14 protein-coding genes are annotated in these 15,024 nt (G+C 68.6%); 3 read left to right on the top strand and 11 right to left on the bottom strand.

The window, feature by feature from the left end:
* Positions 1–7: 7 nt before the first annotated feature.
* Genes OHA61_RS27235 through OHA61_RS27225 form a run of 3 tightly spaced genes read right to left on the bottom strand, consistent with a single transcriptional unit; the run spans position 8 to position 4,609 of the window.
* Complete coding sequence (locus OHA61_RS27235; protein WP_406305227.1) at positions 8–826, bottom strand: HAD family hydrolase; 819 nt, start codon at positions 824–826, stop codon at positions 8–10.
* A complete protein-coding gene (locus OHA61_RS27230) occupies positions 823–3,444 on the bottom strand; it encodes a phosphoribosyltransferase (protein ID WP_406305226.1) in 2,622 nt (873 codons plus the stop codon). The genes OHA61_RS27235 and OHA61_RS27230 overlap by 4 nt, the downstream gene beginning before the upstream one ends.
* A 1-nt stretch (position 3,445) precedes the next feature.
* Positions 3,446–4,609, bottom strand: a complete 1,164-nt coding sequence (locus tag OHA61_RS27225) for an HpcH/HpaI aldolase/citrate lyase family protein (RefSeq protein ID WP_406305225.1) — start codon at positions 4,607–4,609, stop codon at positions 3,446–3,448.
* Between the two features lie 203 nt (positions 4,610–4,812).
* Between OHA61_RS27225 and OHA61_RS27220 the strand changes: the two genes are divergently transcribed.
* A complete protein-coding gene (locus OHA61_RS27220) occupies positions 4,813–5,622 on the top strand; it encodes a TerD family protein (protein WP_406305224.1) in 810 nt (269 codons plus the stop codon).
* A gap of 9 nt (positions 5,623–5,631) precedes the next feature.
* On the opposite strand, the gene OHA61_RS27215 is transcribed toward OHA61_RS27220, so the two are convergent.
* From OHA61_RS27215 to OHA61_RS27190, 6 genes are all read right to left on the bottom strand, one after another.
* Positions 5,632–6,366: a Tellurium resistance gene (locus OHA61_RS27215; protein ID WP_406305223.1), complete on the bottom strand. Its 735-nt coding sequence runs from the start codon at positions 6,364–6,366 to the stop codon at positions 5,632–5,634.
* A gap of 97 nt (positions 6,367–6,463) precedes the next feature.
* Positions 6,464–7,603, bottom strand: a complete 1,140-nt coding sequence (locus OHA61_RS27210; protein ID WP_406305222.1) for a DUF475 domain-containing protein — start codon at positions 7,601–7,603, stop codon at positions 6,464–6,466.
* A gap of 48 nt (positions 7,604–7,651) precedes the next feature.
* Positions 7,652–8,227 (bottom strand): TerD family protein, encoded by a 576-nt coding sequence (locus OHA61_RS27205; protein ID WP_324981776.1) that lies wholly within the window; start codon positions 8,225–8,227, stop codon positions 7,652–7,654.
* A 98-nt stretch (positions 8,228–8,325) separates the two neighbouring features.
* The gene (locus tag OHA61_RS27200; protein WP_142216883.1) at positions 8,326–8,901 is read right to left on the bottom strand and encodes a TerD family protein; all 576 of its coding nucleotides are present in this window, start codon (positions 8,899–8,901) and stop codon (positions 8,326–8,328) included.
* A 150-nt stretch (positions 8,902–9,051) separates the two neighbouring features.
* Entirely contained in the window at positions 9,052–9,510 is a 459-nt protein-coding gene (locus OHA61_RS27195) for a peroxiredoxin (protein ID WP_266476697.1), read from the bottom strand.
* 114 nt (positions 9,511–9,624) lie between these two features.
* The gene (locus OHA61_RS27190) at positions 9,625–10,053 is read right to left on the bottom strand and encodes a DUF3052 domain-containing protein (RefSeq protein WP_266476695.1); all 429 of its coding nucleotides are present in this window, start codon (positions 10,051–10,053) and stop codon (positions 9,625–9,627) included.
* Positions 10,054–10,512: 459 nt separating this feature from the next.
* On the opposite strand from OHA61_RS27190, the gene aceE reads away from it, so the two are divergent.
* Complete coding sequence (aceE, locus tag OHA61_RS27185; RefSeq protein WP_406305221.1) at positions 10,513–13,260, top strand: pyruvate dehydrogenase (acetyl-transferring), homodimeric type; 2,748 nt, start codon at positions 10,513–10,515, stop codon at positions 13,258–13,260.
* Between the two features lie 70 nt (positions 13,261–13,330).
* On the top strand, positions 13,331–14,158 hold the full coding sequence (locus OHA61_RS27180; RefSeq protein ID WP_406305220.1) for a potassium channel family protein: 828 nt from the start codon (positions 13,331–13,333) through the stop codon (positions 14,156–14,158).
* A gap of 3 nt (positions 14,159–14,161) precedes the next feature.
* Here the strand turns inward: OHA61_RS27180 and OHA61_RS27175 are convergent, their stop codons facing one another.
* Together OHA61_RS27175 and OHA61_RS27170 are read right to left on the bottom strand one after the other, a co-directional pair.
* The gene (locus tag OHA61_RS27175; RefSeq protein WP_266476690.1) at positions 14,162–14,470 is read right to left on the bottom strand and encodes a small hydrophobic protein; all 309 of its coding nucleotides are present in this window, start codon (positions 14,468–14,470) and stop codon (positions 14,162–14,164) included.
* A 47-nt stretch (positions 14,471–14,517) separates the two neighbouring features.
* On the bottom strand, positions 14,518–14,892 hold the full coding sequence (locus OHA61_RS27170; protein ID WP_406305219.1) for a peptidase inhibitor family I36 protein: 375 nt from the start codon (positions 14,890–14,892) through the stop codon (positions 14,518–14,520).
* Positions 14,893–15,024: the final 132 nt, after the last annotated feature.

Below are 15,024 nucleotides of genomic sequence, written 5' to 3'. Positions count from 1 at the left end.
CGCGCGCTCAGGCAGTCGCGGCGCCGCCGAAGCGGCGCAGGATCTCCTCGCCCGCCGCGACCCCCGTCTCGGACAGAACCTCGACGTTCGGGGCGTTCCAGCCGCTGTCGGCGAGCTCGCCGTGGCCCGGGCGCCAGCCACGGTCCGCGGCGAGCAGCAGATCGGCGTCGAGGAGCGAGTCCCCGGCCGCGAGGATCTGCTCCGCGCCGCTGCGCCGGGCCACTTCGCGCACCGCAGCGCTCTTGGTGAGCGGCTGCGGCACCGCGTAGATCTTGCGGCCCTGGAGCGAGACGGTCCAGCCGCGGCCCTCGGCCCACTCGGAGAGCTCCTTCACCCAGCCCTCGGGCAGCAGGGTGCGCTCGACGACGAGATACGCGAACAGGTCTTCCGCGACCCGCTCCTTGAGCAGCCAGGCGGGGTCGGCCGCCGCCAGGAGATGGTCGCGGACCTCGGCGAGCGAGGCGCACTCGTCGGCCAGCCGGCCGGCGACCTGCCGCTGCCAGCCGGTGTCCGAGACGCCGTCGACGAGCAGATGTCCACCGTTGGCGCAGATCGCGAACTCGGGGGCGGGGCCCGGGAGATGGATCCGCTGGTACTGCTCGCGGGTGCGGGTGGTGGTCGGTACGAAGACGGCTCTACGGGCCAGCTCGTCGAGCAGCCCGGCGGCGGTCTCCGTGATGTACGACAGCGGCTTGCTCCCGTACACCTCGACACAGAGCAGACGGGGCGCGTCCGCGTCCGGCATGCCCAGCTCGAGCGCGGCGCTGGAGTAGATGAGGGTGCGGTCGAGATCGCTCGCGATCAGGGAGGTCCCGGGCGTGCTCACAGCGCCGACACCGCCTTGCCGTCCGCGCCCGTGGCGCCGCGGGTGTACTGGGGGTGGATCAACCCGACACAGGTGTAGGGGAGTTCGTCGACCTCCTCGACCGGTACGCCGCGCTGCTCGGCGAGCAGCCGGACATGGTCGAGGTCCGCGCCCGCGCCACGCTTGGCGAGGATCTTCCAGGGGACGCGGCGCAGCAGTACGCGGGTGGCCTCGCCGACGCCCGGCTTGACGAGGTTCACATCGTGGATGCCGTACTCCTCGCTGATCCGCTCGACGGCGGCCCAGCCCTCCCAGGTGGGTGCCCGGTCCGCCGCGAGCAGTTCCTTGACCTCGGCGTCGACGGCGGTGGCGACCTCGTCGAAGCGGGCGGCGACGGTGTCCAGGAAGTGTTCCGAGACATCGCTGCCGGCGAGTTCGCGGTAGAACTTCGCGCCGTGGAAGTCGTTGGGGCCGACCAGATCGGCGCGCAGCACCGTACGCGATATCAGGCCGGAGACGGTGGAGTTGAGGCAGGCGGAGGGGATGAGGAAGTCCTCGCGGGTGCCGTAGGTGCGGACGCAGCCGCCGGGGTCGGCGAGAACCGCGATCTCGGGGTTGAACCCTTCGAACTCCTCCAGCGCATCGGCCAGTTCGCGGGTGATCGCGCCCTTGCCGGTCCAGCCGTCGACGAACACGACATCGGCCGGGTCGTGGTGCTGCTGCAGCCAGCGCAGGGCGTTGGCGTCGATGCCGCGGCCGCGGACGATGGAGACGGCGTAGTGGGGCAGGTCCAGGCCGTGCCGGTGCTGCGCCCAACGGCGCATCAGCACGCCGACGGGGGTGCCGGCTCGGGCCAGCGACACGAGCACGGGGCGCGGGGACCGCTCGGCGATGACGGTCTCGGTGACGGTGCCGACGGCGCGGGCGATACGGGCCGCCGACATCTCCAGGGCGGACTTGAACAGCTCCTGGTACTGGGCGCTGGGCTGGTACTCGACGGGAAGCGACTCGGCGTAGTGCGCGCCGCCGCTCTGTATGGCCTCTTCGCGCTCCTCGGTCGGGGCCTCGAGATCGACCTCGGACAGATCCTGGAGGAGCCAGCCGACCTCGTCCGGGGCGTAGGAGGAGAAGGCGGGGCCGCGGAGGGGCTCGGGCAGCATGGACGCCCTTTCGGGGGCTTCGGCAGCTTCGGGTGCTTGGGGTTCTTGGGGTACGTAGCTCGGTACGACGGCCAGGACGACGTGCGGGACGTGCACGGCGAGCTGGGCCAACAGGCCGTCGGGGGCGTGCAGTTGGGGCGTGTCGGCGGCCGAGTCCACAACAGCGACGACGGCGTCGAAACCCGCGCCGGCGACGTTGTAGGCGTACCGCTCGCCGGGACCGTCGGCAGGGTCGTCGTGCGCCGGGAACACGAGCCGGGTGCGTATGGCGTAGCCGGGGTCGTCGACGGCGAGGACGGGTGAGCGGGTGGTGGTCGAGTAACGGACGTCGGCGTCGAGGGCCTGCTCAAGGGCGGTGCCGAGGCGCAGCGGGGCGTACATCAACTCCTCGAAGCCGAGGACGAGTACGCGAGATGCCTCGCCTACCGCCTCGGCTATTCGCCCGGCCATAGCGGGCAGGGCCGCTTCGAGCGCGGCGCGGTGCACGGCAGTGAACCCGTGCCGCCCACCATCGGGCACGCCGCTCGGCCAGCCGAGCTCCACCCGGGCATGGGCGGGGGACCCTGCCCCGCCGGAGGCAGCCTCGCCGGACGCGCCCCACGTCTCGGGCTCCGCGCCGCCGGCCAGTGCCTCGCCGGGAGCGCCGTCGATCGCCCCAGCCTGGGCCACGGGCCCCAGCTCCCCTCGCAAAGCATCACCGGATGCCGCCCGCGTCAGGGCCTCGGTACCGGCGCCGGGCGCCGTCCGCGGCGCGAGCGCCTCCATTTCCGCGACCAGCGCCTGGCCCTTCTCCAGCACTCCCTCCGGAAGCCGGACCGTCCCCGAGGCCAGGGCCACCAGATCGACCTTCGCGCCGATCTCCTCGGCGAAGCGGTCGAAGCGCTCGCGGTCCGCCTCCGAGCGCATGTCGACCAGCGCCACGATCACGTACCGCTCCCGCGGATACCGCTCGTGCAGATCCCGGATCGTGTTCAGCACGGTGTTGCCCGTCGAGAACTCGTCGTCGACCAGGATCAGCGGTCCGTCACCGGCCAGCAGCGCCGGGTCCTCGGGCAGCAGCAGGTGCGAGGTCGCGTGCGAGTGGGACTCCTCGAAGCCGCCCGCCCGCTCGACCCCGTCAACCGGGCGGCGCGTGGAGTGCAGATACGGCGCGAGCGCCACCCCGTCCGCCACCGAGTGGCCCAGGCCCGTCGCCGTCTCCGCGTAGCCGAGGACGACCGCGCGGGCCGCCTCCTCGTCGCCGAGCAGCTTGCGGACCTGCTCGCCGAGCCCGTACCCCGCGTCGTACACGACCGACGGCGACTGCGGCACATGCTTGCCCAGCACGTTCGACACGAGCAGATGCGCCCGCTTGGGATTGCGCCGCAGGGCCAGTCCCAGCAGAGCGCTCAGCTCGGCGTCTCCGACCAGCCCGACGCCCAGCCGTTCAGCGACCCATGCACCCGACCACACCACGCTTACAGTCTCTTCCCTCTTCATGTCAGCCGGAGAGTCCGGCCGTGAGCAGCTCCACGAAGCCGACCTCTTCCCTGGCCACCCCGAAGACCTCCGCGCGCAGCAGCGTGCGCTCGGCCCAGGCCCGGTGGGGCTTCACTTCGTTCATCTTGTTCGTGTAAGCGGAACGCATCACGCCTCCGCCGCCGCGCTCCGGGCGCAGGATGTCCTGCGCGTCACTGAACTCTTCGTGACTGACGACCGACAGCGCGTGCACGGGCAGGACGTGCGAGGGGTGGATGCAGGTCTTGCCCTGAAGGCCATTGGCCCGGTCCAGTTCGATCTCGCGGAGCAGTCCGTCCAGGTCGTGCTCGATCAGGGTGGCACGCAGCTCCTCGGCCCGGCCCTCCATGAAGGGGCTGCGGCGCAGCTGGGGCTTGAACATGCGCTCCTGGAGCCGGAAGTACTCCCATACGGGCCCGGTCACCGTGAAGCCGGTGCCGTCAGCCCGCCCCAGGACATTCACCACGTCGGCGATGACCGCGGCGACGATCTGGACGTCGTACGCCGTCATGTCGGGCGATCTGCGCAGCCCGTACGCCGAGCAGAAGTCGGTGACGCCGAGCCGCAGGGCCAGGACCCGCTCGCGGTATTTGTCGACGGTCGCCGCGATGCCGGTGAGCGTCTCGGTGCGGGTTTCGAGGTGGAGGAGTTCCGGGGACTCCAGGACGGGCATCGCGAAAAGCCGCTGTCCGCTCGCGGTCTCCGCGTCGGCGAGGGCTTCCAGGAAGGGAACGCCCCGCTCTTCGGTGAATTTGGGAAGTACAAAACCGGACAGTCGTCGGACCGAGGGGCCGAGCCGCTCCACGAGGTCCGGGATCTGCCCGGGTTCGCGGACCCGGATGAACAGCAGCGGCAGCTCTTCGCCGCACGCGTCGAGTTCGGCGAACTGCCGGACCAGATTCTCCTCGGCCTCGGCGACTTCCGCGTCGTCGATGGAATCCTCCAGGCAGAGCACCATGGAGACGACACCGCGAGCCGCCAGCTTGAGCACGTCGTCCGCGAGCTTGGGCCGGGTCGCGGGGCTGTAGAGCGTGGCGCCCAGCGCGGCCGCGAGGGTGCGCGCGGGCGAGGCGGCGCTGAATTCACACGGCTCTTGATGGAACAGACTGTCACGCACAGTAGGCGAAATTTGCCCAAAGTGACGCATATATTTCCCCCGTACTGCCTTGGCGGCCCAACTGGCGTGGCCGGTAATAGTACGTACGACCATGTGTCAAGAGTTCCCCAAGCCCATGAATTCCAGGTAACCCGCTTGCACCATGCCCATGTCCTGGCCTGACGACAAGGGGGTCTCCTTCGAACACGCCCTAAGGGCCCCCGCGTTGTCCGGGCGGCCATCGGGAAGGCAGGATGACGGACATGACGCACGCGATGGTGAAGGGCTCGAACGTTCCTCTCGATGCCACGGCCGTACGGGCCGTGCTGCGCTGGACCCCGGGCGCCGGGGTCCCCGACGTGGACGCCTCAGCCCTGCTGCTCGGCAGCGACGGGCGTGTGCGCTCCGACGAGGACTTCGTCTTCTACAACCAGCCGCGCCATCCGTCGGGCCTGGTGCGGCGGCTGTCCAAGAAACGCGTCGCGGAGCATCTGACGGACACCGTCGAGGCGGATCTCTCCTCCCTCGACCCGTCCGTCGACCAGGTGGTACTCGCCGCCTCGTCCGACGGCGACACCTTCCAGCATGTACGCGATCTGCGGATACTGCTCTACGACGCGGCCCTGGCCGACAGCGACCCGCTTGCCGTCTTCGATGTGAAGCCGGAGACGGGCCTGGAGACGGCGATCATCTGCGGCGAGCTGTACCGGCGCGGGGAGGGCTGGAAGTTCCGCGCGGTGGCGCAGGGATATCCGAGCGGACTGGTGGGTCTGGCCACGGCGTTCGGCATTTCGGTGGACGAGGCGGAGGCGGCCTCCGAGCCGGCCGCCGAGCCCGAGCCTCAGCCCCGGACCGACCCGCACCCCGCGCCGCCCGCGCAGCCCCCGGCCGCCCAGCCCGCCTACGGTTACCCTCAGCCCTCGTACGGTTACCCTCAGCCGCCGGTGACCCAGCCGGTCACGTCCCCGGCGTACGGCTATCCGCAGCCCGCCGCCGCGGCGGCGCCCGCGCCCGACCCGAATTTCCGGCTGCCGCCCATGGGCCCCCAGTTCGTACGCCCCTGATCGGTCGGCCTAGACGCGGTTCTTGTAGCCGCGTCCCCACTGCAGACCCCAGCCGTACAGCCGGTCCAGCTCCGCCTGGAAGCCGTATACGAACTTCACCTCGCGGCGCACGACCAGCTCCCCCTTCACGTTCTCCATGGAGAAGATCGCGCACGAACGGGCCTGCGGCGCGCGCTCGTCGAGCTCTATCTCCACCCGCGGACCATTGCTCGGGTAGAGGGTCACATGCGCGTGCGTACGGTCGAAGGCCGGTGTCTGGTCGTAGATGTACGCGAAGAACAACAACCGCTTGATCGACTCGCGGTGGTCGAGGTTGACGTAGATCGTCTCGCCCGAGGGGGAGCCGAATCGGTCGTCGCCGCTGAGCTTCACATAGGGCGCCTCGTTGATGTTGCCGAAGAAGCTGCCGAGCGGCTGCACCACGCCCTTGCTGCCGTCCGTCAGCTCGTAGAGACAGCCCAGGTCGAGGTCCACATTGACCACGCCCTGCGTGTGGGCCTGGACCACATCGGGCTGGAAGAGTTTGAAGGGGTGCCGCAGCAGTCTGCCGCTCTGCTTGGACCTGCCCTCGATGTCGGACGTGCGCATCCTCCAGGAGAGGTTGACGCGCAGATTGCCGGTGGCCGCGCCCTGCTTGGTGAGCGAGACCGTCGGGTGCCGTTTGGTCAGCTCGATCGAATTGGTCGCTGCGCTGCCGGAGTCGAACTGCAGTGACCTGCCCCGCAGGCCGTCCCAGAAGGCCATGCCCCACCCCCACATGCGTCGATGAACCCAGCGGGGCGGCTTCGAGGCCGGTGCCTCGGAGCCGCCCCGCACAGAGCGTTCCTCAATCCCCGCCGGGTCACACCCCGGAGGTGACTTCCTGCTTCTCGTCCGAGTTGTCCCCGCCCTCGGCGGCGAGAGCCCGGTTGCGGCGCACCGAGGACCAGAAGGACCAGGCGATCAGCACGACGCCGACGAGACCGGTGATGATCTCGCTGATCTGGTACTGGATGGTCACGAGGAGGATCATGGCGAGGGCGCCGATCGCGTAGTGCGCGCCGTGCTCCAGGTAGACGTAGTCGTCCAGGGTGCCCTGGCGGACCAGGTAGACCGTGAGCGACCGGACATACATGGCGCCGATACCGAGGCCGAGCGCCATCAGCACGATGTCGTTAGTGATGGCGAAGGCGCCGATGACACCGTCGAAGGAGAACGAGGCGTCCAGGACCTCGAGGTACAGGAACATGAAGAACGCGGCCTTGCCGACCAGTTGGACCGCAGAAACCTGCTTGCCGCTCTTCTTGGCCTCCTCCTCGGCCTCGTGCTCGCGCTCCTCGTCCTCTTCGAGCTTGTTCTCGAAGTACCCGGAGAGACCGCCGACGATCAGATACGTGATGAGACCCGCGACGCCGGAGAGCAGAACCGTCGCCGCCTTGTCGGCATGGCCGGCGTGCTGGTGCGCCTGGGTCGCGAAGGTCATGGCCGTGATGAGAAGTGCGATCAGCGCGATGCAGACCGACAGCATGTCGATCTTGCCGAGCTTGGCGAGCGGCCGCTCGAGCCAGCCGAGCCACTTGATGTCACGGTCCTCGAAGATGAAGTCCAGGAAGATCATCAGCAGGAACATGCCACCGAACGCGGCGATCGACGGGTGAGCGTCGGTGACCAGCTGCTCGTAGCGCTCAGCGTCGTTGAACGCCAGGTCGACCGCCTCGATGGGGCCGATCTTGGCGCTGATGGCAACGATCACGACGGGGAAGACCAGTCGCATGCCGAATACGGCGATGAGCACGCCGACCGTGAGGAAGATCCGCTGCCAGAAGGCGCTCATCTTCTTCAGGATTCCGGCGTTGACCACCGCATTGTCGAAGGACAGCGAGATCTCGAGGACGGACAGGATCGCGACGACCCCCAACGCGGTCCACCCGCCGAACAAGACCGCTGCGACCAGGCCGAGCGCGGTGACCGCGAACGACCAGCCGAAGGTTTTCAGAACCACTGGTACCCAATCGTGTAAGTACGGGTCTCCCCCGCGCCACGCGCGGCTTTACGAAACGTTGACCCCGAAGTCTAGAGCGATGCCTCGCAGACCCGACGCGTACCCCTGTCCCACGGCCCTGAACTTCCATTCGCCCCCGTAGCGGTAGAGCTCGCCGAAGATCATCGCGGTCTCCGTCGATGCGTCCTCGCTCAGGTCGTAGCGCGCGAGCTCCTGGCTGTCCGCCTGGTTGACCACCCGGATGAAAGCGTTGGCGACCTGGCCGAAGGTCTGGCCCCGGTTGTCGGCCTCATGGATGGAGACCGGAAAGATGATCTTGTCGACATGGGCCGGCACCCGGGAGAGGTCCACAAGAATCGATTCGTCGTCCCCCTCGCCCTCGCCCGTGAGGTTGTCACCGGTGTGCTCGACGGAGCCGTCAGGACTCTTGAGGTTGTTGTAGAAGACGAACCACTCGTCGCCGAGCACCCGGCCGGACTGGCAGAGCAAGGCACTGGCGTCGAGGTCGAAGGGCGCTCCGGTGGTGGAGCGCGCGTCCCAGCCGAGCCCGACCAACACCTGTGTGAGGTTCGGTGCGGCCTTGGAGAGGGAGACATTGCCTCCCTTGGCGAGCGTGACGCCCATGTTTGTGGTCCTCCCCGAGGTGACGAAGCAAAGGTGGTGCAGGCGCGTCCGGCGCCGCACTGGAAGGTGCGGCGCCGGACAGTGAATGAACCGCTCGCTCAGACGTTCACGCCGAAGTCCTGCGCGATGCCGCGCAGACCCGAGGCGTACCCCTGGCCGATGGCACGGAACTTCCACTCCGCGCCGTTGCGGTAGAGCTCGCCGAAGACCATGGCGGTCTCGGTCGAGGCGTCCTCGCTCAGGTCGTAGCGCGCGAGTTCGTTGTTGTCGGCCTGGTTGACGACGCGGATGAAGGCGTTGCGCACCTGGCCGAAGGACTGCTGGCGGCTCTCGGCCTCGTAGATCGAGACCGGGAACACGATCTTGTCGACGTCGGCGGGCACCGAGGCGAGGTTCACCTTGATCTGCTCGTCGTCGCCCTCGCCCTCACCCGTGAGGTTGTCACCGGTGTGCTCGACGGAGCCGTCGGGGCTCTTGAGGTTGTTGAAGAAGACGAAGTTGCCGTCGTTGGCGACCTTGCCCTCGGCGTTGGTCAGCAGGGCGCTGGCGTCGAGGTCGAAGTCGGTGCCGGTGGTGCTGCGTGCGTCCCAGCCCAGGCCCACGGTGACCGCGGTCAGGTTGGGCGCGGCCTTGGTCAGCGAGACGTTGCCGCCCTTGCTGAGGCTGACTCCCACGAGTCCCTCCATTGTTTGTCAGGGGCAGCGCCCCCGTCGTGCGGTGATGTATCGGATCAACGAGTGGATCCTAGTGACCGGTTCCCATCGAAAACACCCTTTCGGGCAGGGGTCGGCCGATGAATCGGGGCGTGCGTCGAAGGGCGCGCGTCAGAGCGCGTCGAGCGCCTTGACGTAGTCGTTCAGGTCGCGCGCCTCGGGCAGGGAGTTGACGACGGTCCAGCGGACCACGCCCTCCTTGTCGATGATGAAGGTTCCACGCACCGCGCACCCCTTCTCCTCGTCGAAGATCTCGTACGCCCGCGAGGTCTCGCCGTGCGGCCAGAAGTCCGAGAGCAACGGGTACTCCAGCCCCTCCTGCTCGGCGAAGACGCGCAGGGTGTGGATGGAGTCGGTGGAGACGGCCAGCAGCTGGGTGTCGTCGTTGACGAACCGCGGCAGCTCGTCACGGAGCGCGCACAGCTCGCCGGTGCACACACCGGTGAAGGCGAAGGGATAGAAGAGGAGCACCACGTTCTTCTCGCCGCGGAATTCGGCGAGGCTCACGGTGCGGCCGTGGTTGTCCTTCAGCTCGAAGTCCGGGGCCTTGGTGCCGACCTCGATCGCCATGACGTTGCGTCCCTTCACTGGGCTTGGCCCGACTGGTCCGTTCGGGTGGGTCCACCCTACGCAGAGGGCCCCCGCCGGCAGTTGCCGACGGGGGCCCTCAGGGCGTACGGGGGCTCAGCGCTTGGATTTGGGTGCGCTCAGCCGGGTGCCCGACCAGTCCTTGCCCGCGTTGATGCTCTTGGTCTGGGAGAGACCGGAGGTCTGCGCGGCTTCGTTGATGTCGCTCGGCTCGATGTATCCGTCCCTGCCGGTCTTCGGCGTCAGCAGCCAGATGTCGCCGCCTTCGTCCAGCAGTCCGATGGCGTCCACCAGCGCGTCCGTAAGGTCGCCGTCCTCGTCACGGAACCAGAGCACGACGACGTCGGCGACGTCCTCATAGTCCTCGTCCACGAGTTCCTGGCCGATAACAGCCTCGATGCCCTCACGGAGCTCCTGCTCGACGTCGTCGTCGTAGCCGATCTCCTGGACCACCTGTCCGGGCTCGAACCCCAGCCTGACGGCCGGGTTGGTCCGCTCCTCCGCGTGGTCCGCGGTCGCGCTCACGGCTTGCCTCCTGATCATGTTTGGAAAATCCTGCGGCCGCGCGCGTACGCGTGGCGTTGGCCGTAGTCCACACGGGCGGGGCGGATCGCGCAAGTACCCGGCCGTTCAGACCGCCGAAACGGTGACGTTTGGGGCCGTCTCGGCCCAACTCCAGACACGCTCAATCCCGCCTCGTGCTTCATGGCACACCATTCGACCATCTTTGCGGCAATCTTTCCCTTCGGTGGGCCAATCGGAACCGAACAGCCAAACGAAACACATTGGCGGCTTGGGCGTAAGGTTGCGATTTGACCGGCCCCGGAACGGGGGTCGGGTCAGGATGTCAGTCAGAACAAGGGTTACCCCCCGGTAGAGATGACGTTTTCCTCCCCGCGGTACACGATGGGAGGCGGCGCGACACCGCCTGGACATCCCGTGTCTCCCGCAGGGGCAGAACCCACCGAACAGCGAAGGATTAGCGTGGCTTCCGGATCAGATCGCAACCCGATCATCATTGGCGGCCTACCCAGCCAGGTCCCGGACTTCGATCCTGAAGAGACCCAGGAGTGGCTGGACTCCCTCGACGCCGCCGTCGACGAGCGGGGCCGGGAGCGCGCCCGCTACCTGATGCTCCGCCTGATCGAGCGAGCCCGCGAGAAGCGCGTGGCCGTGCCCGAGATGCGCAGCACGGACTACGTGAACACCATCGCCACCAAGGACGAGCCGTTCTTCCCCGGCAACGAGGAGATCGAGCGCAAGGTCCTCAACGCGACCCGCTGGAACGCCGCGGTGATGGTCTCCCGCGCCCAGCGCCCGGGCATCGGCGTCGGCGGCCACATCGCCACCTTCGCCTCCTCCGCCTCCCTCTACGACGTGGGCTTCAACCACTTCTTCCGCGGCAAGGACCAGGGCGACGGCGGCGACCAGATCTTCTTCCAGGGCCACGCCTCCCCCGGTATCTACGCCCGGGCCTTCCTGCTCGACCGCCTCAGCGAGGCCCGGCTCGACGCCTTCCGCCAGGAGAAGTCCAAGGCCCCCGAGGGTCTGTCCAGCTACCCGCACCCGCGGCTGATGCCGGACTTCTGGGAGTTCCCGACCGTCTCCATGGGCCTTGGCCCCCTCGGCGCGATCTACCAGGCGCGGATGAACCGCTACATGGAGGCGCGCGGTATCGCCGACACCTCCAGGTCGCATGTCTGGGCCTACCTCGGCGACGGCGAGATGGACGAGCCCGAGTCGCTGGGCCAGCTCTCCATCGCCGCCCGTGAGGGCCTGGACAACCTGACCTTCGTCGTGAACTGCAACCTGCAGCGTCTCGACGGCCCCGTGCGCGGCAACGGCAAGATCATCCAGGAGCTGGAGTCCCAGTTCCGCGGCGCCGGCTGGAACGTCATCAAGCTGGTCTGGGACCGCTCCTGGGACCCGCTGCTCGCCCAGGACCGCGACGGCGTGCTGGTCAACAAGCTGAACACCACGCCCGACGGCCAGTTCCAGACGTACGCCACCGAGACCGGCGCGTACATCCGTGAGCACTTCTTCGGCGACGACCACCGGCTGCGCGCCATGGTCGAGAACATGACCGACGACCAGGTCCTGCACCTGGGACGCGGCGGCCACGACCACAAGAAGGTCTACGCGGCGTATGCGGCGGCCAAGGCCCACAAGGGCCAGCCGACCGTGATCCTCGCCCAGACGGTCAAGGGCTGGACGCTCGGCCCGAACTTCGAGGGCCGCAACGCTACGCACCAGATGAAGAAGCTGACGGTCGACGACCTCAAGCGCTTCCGCGACCGTCTGCACATCCCGATCACGGACCAGCAGCTGGAGAACGGCGCGCCGCCGTACTACCACCCGGGCCGCGACTCGGAGGAGATCCAGTACATGCACGACCGCCGCAAGGCGCTGGGCGGGTACGTCCCGACCCGAGTCGTGCGGTCCAAGCCGCTGGTCCTGCCCGAGGACAAGACGTACGTCCCGGTCAAGAAGGGCTCCGGCCAGCAGTCGATCGCCACCACCATGGCGTTCGTCCGGCTGCTCAAGGACCTGATGCGGGACAAGGAGATCGGCAAGCGCTTCGTGCTGATCGCGCCGGACGAGTACCGCACGTTCGGAATGGACTCGTTCTTCCCGAGCGCCAAGATCTACAACCCGCTGGGGCAGCAGTACGAAGCCGTGGACCGCGAGCTGCTGCTCGCGTACAAGGAGTCGCCGACCGGCCAGATGCTGCACGACGGCATCTCCGAGGCGGGCTGCACGGCCTCGCTGATCGCCGCCGGTTCGGCGTACGCCACGCACGGCGAGCCGCTGATCCCGGTGTACGTCTTCTACTCGATGTTCGGCTTCCAGCGCACCGGCGACCAGTTCTGGCAGATGGCCGACCAGCTCGCGCGCGGCTTCGTCCTGGGCGCGACCGCGGGCCGCACGACGCTGACCGGTGAGGGCCTGCAGCACGCCGACGGCCACTCCCAGCTGCTGGCCTCGACGAACCCGGGCTGTGTCGCCTACGACCCGGCCTTCGGCTTCGAGATCGCGCACATCGTCCAGGACGGTCTGCGCCGGATGTACGGCTCGTCCGAGGAGCACCCACACGGCGAGGACGTCTTCTACTACCTCACCGTCTACAACGAGCCGATCCAGCACCCGGCCGAGCCCGAGAACGTGGACGCCGAGGGCATCCTCAAGGGCATCTACCGCTTCAAGGCCGGCGAGGCCGGTGCGATCCCGGCGCAGATCATGGCTTCGGGTGTGGCCGTGCCGTGGGCGGTCGAGGCGCAGAGGATCCTCGCCGAGGAGTGGAACGTACGCGCCGACGTGTGGTCGGCGACGAGCTGGAACGAGCTGCGCCGCGAGGCCGTCGAGGTCGAGCAGCACAACCTCCTGCACCCCGAGGAGGACCAGCGCGTCCCGTACGTCACACAGAAGCTCTCCGGCTCCGAGGGCCCGTTCGTGGCCGTCTCGGACTGGATGCGCTCGGTCCCGGACCAGATCTCGCGCTGGGTTCCCGGCACGTACCAGTCGCTGGGTGCCGACGGCTTCGGCTTCGCGGACACCCGGGGCGCGGCGCGACGCTTCTTCCACATCGACGCGCAGTCGATCGTCCTGGCGGTGCTCACCGAGCTCGCGCGTGAGGGCAAGGTCGACCGCTCGGTCCTGAAGCAGGCGGTGGACCGCTACCAGCTGCTCGACGTGGCCGCGGCGGACCCGGGCGCGGCCGGCGGCGACGCGTAACGCTCGCACGGTGAAGGGCGGCGGGACCCGGCCGGGTTCCGCCGCCCTTACGCGTCTCTAACATGCAGGCATGAAGCAGCGAACAGCGCAGGTCCGGTGGGAACAGCGCATGCAGACCCCCCTGCTGGTACTCGCCATCGCGTTCGCCCTCGCGTACGCCGTGCCGATCGTGGCGCCCGACGCCAGGGGGTCGGTGATAACCGTCTGCACGGTCACCGAGTGGGTCGTGTGGGGGACCTTCGCCGTCGACTACCTCGTACGGCTGGTGCTGGCACCGGCCAAGTGGCTTTTCGTACGCAAGCATCCGCTGGATCTGGTGGCGGTGGTGCTGCCGCTGGTGCAGCCGCTGCGGCTGCTGCGGGTCGTCTCGACCCTGCTGCTGGTGGGCCGCCGGGCCAGGATGGCACCCCAGATCACGCTCACGACGTATGTCGGAGGCGCGGTGGTGGGGCTGATGATGTTCGGCTCGCTGGCCGTGCTGCATGTGGAACGGGACGCGCCGAACGGGAACATCAAGACGCTGGGCGACGCGGTGTGGTGGTCGTTCACCACGATGACGACGGTCGGGTACGGCGACCATGCGCCGACGACGGGTCTGGGGCGGGTGCTCGCGGTCGGGCTGATGATTTCGGGGATCGCGCTGCTCGGTGTCGTCACCGCCAATATCGCGGCGTGGTTCATCTCCCGCTTCGAGCGGGACGACGCGGAGGAACGCAAGCAGACGGCGCTGCTCCAGGCGCTGACGGCGGAAGTACGGGCGCTGCGGGAGCAGGTGGCCACGCTGTCGCAGGCCCGCGCGGTCACTGAGCTCCCTCAGACGGCTATGCCGGCGGAAACCGGGGCGGGCGCGATGCCCACCCCGGTCGGTCCGTCCGACGAGCCTGCTGTGCGTGGCTGACGATCACCACATACCGCTCGCGGGAACCGTGGCTCCCGCGAGCCAGACGATCGCCAGCAGGGTGTCGATGCCGCCGAGCACGACCGCGGCCAGTGCCGGGACCGGCTGTGCGCCGTTCCAGCGGCGGCCCATACCGAGCCATCCGCAGACGATCGCGATCGGGCCGAGGACGATCCCCAGCACGAAGAAGCCGGCGATCGCACAGATCAGGCCGATGATTCCGAGTGCGGCGCGATCCGGCCCGCTCCGCGACCAGTTCCGGCTGCGTGAACGGGGGTGCCTGCGCGTTGTGTGTCCGAAGCCCGCCATCATCACTCCTCGAGTCGTCGAATCGGGGCCTCGTCAGCGGGTACCCCGGTTCAGCGCTCCCAGACCTTGAACGCCCTGACCTGGTACGGGGATTGGGGCACCCACGTGCCACCGCCCGGGTAGGTCTCGAACTCGCCCGTCTCCTCGCACTCCGCCGACTGGTACGTGGTGACGGGCCGCCCGGTCCGGTTGGCCAGTGCCTCGGCGGTGGTACCGGGCGGCAGTGGAACACAGCTCTCGATATCGGTGCCGGACAGCTCGTGGACCTGGCGTGTGCCCTTGAAGTCCCCCTTTTCCCACAGGCAGAGCTGGCCCGCCGCGCACTCCCCGAGGCGGGGCGGCGCGGCGGCCGCCGTCTGCGGCGCCAGTACTGCTGCGGCCAGGGCTGATGCGGCCAGGAATCCGGCCGTGACGATAAGGCGCATGTTGGCAACCCCCGTGTCGTACTGATCACTTGACCGCACCCTGCCCCCGGCCGAGGGGCCGGAAAAGGGGTTCGGGACACATCACCCTGATAGGGGACGGCTCCGCCGGGCGGACGCGGCGGGGCTGTCGTA

It is taken from the genome of Streptomyces sp. NBC_00885 (assembly GCF_045207475.1).
Classification (GTDB): Bacteria; Actinomycetota; Actinomycetes; order Streptomycetales; family Streptomycetaceae; genus Streptomyces.
Note: the sequence above shows the minus strand (reverse complement) of the source record. Positions and strands in the feature narration are given on the sequence as shown.